The organism is Bacillus cereus group sp. BfR-BA-01382 (assembly GCF_022663475.1).
Classification (GTDB): Bacteria; Bacillota; Bacilli; order Bacillales; family Bacillaceae_G; genus Bacillus_A; species Bacillus_A thuringiensis_S.
This window is the reverse complement of the sequence record NZ_JAKUFQ010000188.1, coordinates 1-4320: the sequence shown is the minus strand read 5'-3', so window position 1 is coordinate 4320 and position 4320 is coordinate 1. Positions and strand designations below refer to the sequence as shown.

Genomic DNA, 4320 nt, shown 5'->3' with positions numbered 1-4320 from the left:
CAATTGATATTTATCATCTTAATATCTATATTTTACATCTTCAAGAAATCCTTTCATATACCAAAACGGTTCGACCCCTAAAATATTTTATTCTTTCATTTCCTTTGATGCTTCTTCCATTGCATAGCTTAATCGAATCAAGAAGTCCTTACACTCTAATTGCTCTACTTCTGCTTCTATCATATTTCTTATCCTTTTCGCTTCAGGTTTGTTTTCTTCATTTGCTTTTAACTGTTTCTTTAGAAAGACAATCCTTCTCATATTTTCAATCACATACGGTTGCAAATTTTCTTTCATTTCTTCTGCATTCATAAGAACCACTCCGTTCAATCAGCATTTTCCTCATTATGAACATAATCATTACGATTCATTCATTTTCAAATTCATACATAGAAAAGAACCAATATCTATATAGATACTGGTTCTTCTACTAAAACACGATAATAGTCTTAGAAACCTCTTAATATCTCCCACCAACCTAAACAAATTAAAACTATACCTATTAATGCATTCAACATACCTTCCACCTCCTGTTTCGATAAGTAATTAAAGACTTATCCATACACGACTGTTGTCTGCGTACAAACTTCACACGTCTTCCCTTATAAGAATTACGTCTATATGAAAGTTAAAAAACACCCACTCTTTTCATAAAAACACACTTTATTTCCCATGACTCTTCTTATTTCCCATGTTTAATTGGCAAAAATAGCTCTGTTTCACATGAAATTCACTGTTTCTGGGACAAAAAAAGAAGAACACAGTGGGATTTTTCGTGTTCTTCTTCATTTTACTAAGTTCATAATATTCTTTTGTAGTCTACGAATCTTTCTCTGCCTGAAGTAAGACTTTGTATCTTGTATGACTTTATACCCGTCTGTTTGATATACAACCTCGTTATTTATAAACGTTTTCGGTATGATGTTTCTTAAATCTAAGAAACCAAACATTACCAAACACTCTACAAAGGCAATATCTCCTTTTATCATTCCTTTTGCAAAATGATAAAAATCAAAAGAATCTGTTCCGACTAAAAAGATTGTCAATATGAATGTAAATAAAACACCACCCATAGAGATAATGTTTTTCATTAAATACTTCCTTTTATTTGCATCTGTAATTTCAAAATAACAACGTCCTCCTACTCCTGTAAGAAATTGCAGTTTACCGATAGTAACGAGTTTTTTCTCTCCTCCTATCTGAATAGCAGTAATTTGATTCCCTGTAATGAAAACAAAAAATGCATGACCTAATTCATGAATAAGCACGATACATTTACTTGCAAAGAATATTTTACATACCAAAAATAAAATAACACCTATATAAGACATCATTTCCACGTTACGTCCTCCTAAATAAATTCAAATTGAATACCTAATTTGTAAATTTATTTATTATAGACTTTTGCGTGTATTCTTATAAAAAAAGAAAACTCCTTGCTTTTAGCAAGAAGTTATGTTCATAACATTGAGTTTTTACTTTAAAATACAGAACCGAACGGAATCCGCAAACATTCTAATAACACATAGTTTTTAATAAGAATAAGAGAAAATATTACACGTTTTTCAATAACACCAAGTTCTCAATAATAATAATAAGAGTGAATTCTGTTTGACGCATATTTTAATAACAATTAGTTCTTTATATACGATGAAAACCGATAAGTAAAAAGGGTCTATACATAGTTTAAATAACAATAAGTTCTTTATAAATTTCTTTGTATCCGTCAACCTTTTTTAATATTGATTGATTTTAATAACATAAAGTTCTTCTATAAAAGTGTATAGCAAAAAAAGAGTTTTAAATAACAATTAGTTCCCTGCTCCTATACAAAAAAGAAGCATGTTGCAGTAATAGAAAATTCTTCTTAATTTATTATCCTAATAATAATCCTTACGAGGAAATTCTGTATACAGCAAAACGGTTCGAGCTCAAAACTTTTCAGAGACTTTTTCAACATTATTTGTATAGTTAGAAAGAACACTTACACTTTCATTTTTCTTTTTGTCTTTTTGTCTTTCCTTACAATATCTCTTATCGAATTATCAATTCGTGTGTATGCTTTGCCATTGGAACTGAAATGACTCCTTCTCGTGTATTCTTATCCAGGAAGGACAGTATGTCTTCTTTATTATGCTCTGTTACTTTACATCCATCATTCATATACTTATCGGCTCTTTTCCTTTAGTTTTTGAACATCTATTATTAATTGATTGCTTAACTTAGACAAAGGTTCATCCGTGAAGCTAAAATCAGGTTTATTTTTTCTGTTTTCTTCCCGAAAAAATATACTATCAAAGTGTTTTTCTTTTCTTATGTAAATTCACCTTTTCTATTTGTTTTTCATTTTCATCTATTTTCTTAGAGCCCATCTTTTAATTTATCAATAGCATGTTCTTGTTTTTCTATTAATTCTCTTGTGTATTTAGCCATAGGTACTTCAATTGCTTCCAATTTCTCTTTTCGAATATAATCAGGGTAATTGAACTCTGATAATTTATTAACTATCTCTTCCTGAACGGATTTCTCAAGTATTTGAATCAATACTTGCGGTTTTTCCTTTAATAAAATTGACAACACTGGATGCTGTTTCACTTTAGATAAAAAAAAGAATTCATTCTCTGTGAATTGATAATCTTTCCTTGAATCCATATTTAATCAGCTCCCTTTATTCATTTAGATAATTGAAAGTATTTAAAGAAAAAAGCATGGATTAACCATGCTTTTATCGTCTTCTAAGTTTGCTAAACAAACGTTTATTTTCAGTTAATAATTGTTGAGTATGTAACGCTGTTGGGATTTGAACAACCTCACAGTTTGGGTCCTTGCTTAAAAAGAAGGGAATATTTTCTGTTTTTGAATCTCTTATTTGTTTTTCGTTTTCAATAACCATCATTTTGTTCATAATATCTCCTCCACTTCCTTTACCATTATTCTATCATATAGTTATTTTTTTAACCAACTATGAATAATAGCAAGGTCATATACATTCGATATGTCATTATCAAGCATTATACTTTTTTGACTTGTTACTACGATTACAATGTTTTCGACAATGGAGGTCGCTACCATTACCATATTCGTTTCTGGTTGCAACACCCCTTTTTCAACATTTAACTCATCATACTGCTCTTGTGAAATCTTTATTCCATATTGAGTCGTTAATTGTTGCATCAATACTTGCGGGTTATTGTTTTGATAAACATCAATTTTATAATCGCATAAATTAGCATACAAATTCATAATGCTACCTAAAGAATTCAAGTATTTAGCTGAAGTATTCATATCCACCTGCTTAAAGTAATTAGGATTCATACTTCTAATTACTGCTGAGAAGTTTGCGTCTCTTGCTTTGCCCATCTCAATCGTTTTCGTTAAATCTTTATTGTTTTTCTCAATGGCTGTTAATTCTGTTCCCCATATTTTTGATATTCGTGGCGTTTGAAAAATGGCTAAATCCACAAATACAAAGATAGAAACATATAATAGATAGTCCTGCCAATCTTTTGCATTAAAACCTACCGCATTAAAATGAATTCCCATCGCAAAAATCAATAAAAAATACCAGGTTTTTCGTAAATTATAAGTTAATTCTTCATAAACCGATGTCTTAAACCAACTCAAATACAACGAATATACCAAAAAACATATTGGGACAATCCATTTAAACTTTGCAATAAAACTACCAACTTTAAATAAACCTGTAAAAACACCAATTCCTGTAACCATAAAATATCACCTCTTTAAAATAAAAAGCAAATCAACTACATATATGTAATTGATACAGAATAATAAAAACCCTTTTTTAAAACTCATCTTTTTTACATTGTGAAATCATCACTCCTTTTTTATTAAATCTATATATTATAAGCAGGTCATGTTAGATGCATAAGATAAATCAAACAAAAATAAAAACAATGACTACAATAGTCATTGTTTTTAATAAATCATCCGATAACATATAGTTTTTATAAATTTCAAACACACTATTTTTCTGGAACAAATTCAACGTTAATTACATCGCCATAATCAATTTTCTGTTGCACTCTTTTTTTAATGTCCTCTGAGATTTCTGTGTTTAATTCTCCTGCTAATCTTTCAGCAATCTCCATTTGGTCTACAAGAGTCTCTACAACTAAACTTGGGGCATTTTCTTTTTTCAAATGCTCTACTGCTTTCTTAGTCCGATTGGCAAATCCATTCAAAGCATTCATCGTAACTTCTTTTTCTTTTAACTGCCTAATATTCATCCGAATATTTCTCCTCAATTTACTATTCTTTTAACAACATATAGTTCAATATAAATAATTAAGAAAGAAC

The 4320-nt window shown here is 29.4% G+C and carries 6 protein-coding genes; all 6 read right to left on the bottom strand.

What is annotated here, in order from left to right; all coding sequences use genetic code 11:
• Window positions 1-87: 87 nt before the first annotated feature.
• A complete protein-coding gene (locus MR160_RS32885; protein WP_242299138.1) occupies window positions 88-312 on the bottom strand; it encodes a hypothetical protein in 225 nt (74 codons plus the stop codon).
• Between the two features lie 473 nt (window positions 313-785).
• A complete protein-coding gene (locus MR160_RS32880; protein ID WP_242299139.1) occupies window positions 786-1334 on the bottom strand; it encodes a hypothetical protein in 549 nt (182 codons plus the stop codon).
• A gap of 1027 nt (window positions 1335-2361) precedes the next feature.
• The gene (locus MR160_RS32875) at window positions 2362-2652 is read right to left on the bottom strand and encodes a hypothetical protein (RefSeq protein ID WP_061662499.1); all 291 of its coding nucleotides are present in this window, start codon (window positions 2650-2652) and stop codon (window positions 2362-2364) included.
• Between the two features lie 73 nt (window positions 2653-2725).
• A complete protein-coding gene (locus tag MR160_RS32870; protein WP_001038517.1) occupies window positions 2726-2905 on the bottom strand; it encodes a hypothetical protein in 180 nt (59 codons plus the stop codon).
• A gap of 41 nt (window positions 2906-2946) precedes the next feature.
• On the bottom strand, window positions 2947-3729 hold the full coding sequence (locus MR160_RS32865) for a type II toxin-antitoxin system SpoIISA family toxin (RefSeq protein WP_242299137.1): 783 nt from the start codon (window positions 3727-3729) through the stop codon (window positions 2947-2949).
• A 257-nt stretch (window positions 3730-3986) separates the two neighbouring features.
• A complete protein-coding gene (locus tag MR160_RS32860) occupies window positions 3987-4250 on the bottom strand; it encodes a hypothetical protein (protein ID WP_242299136.1) in 264 nt (87 codons plus the stop codon).
• Window positions 4251-4320 lie beyond the last annotated feature (70 nt).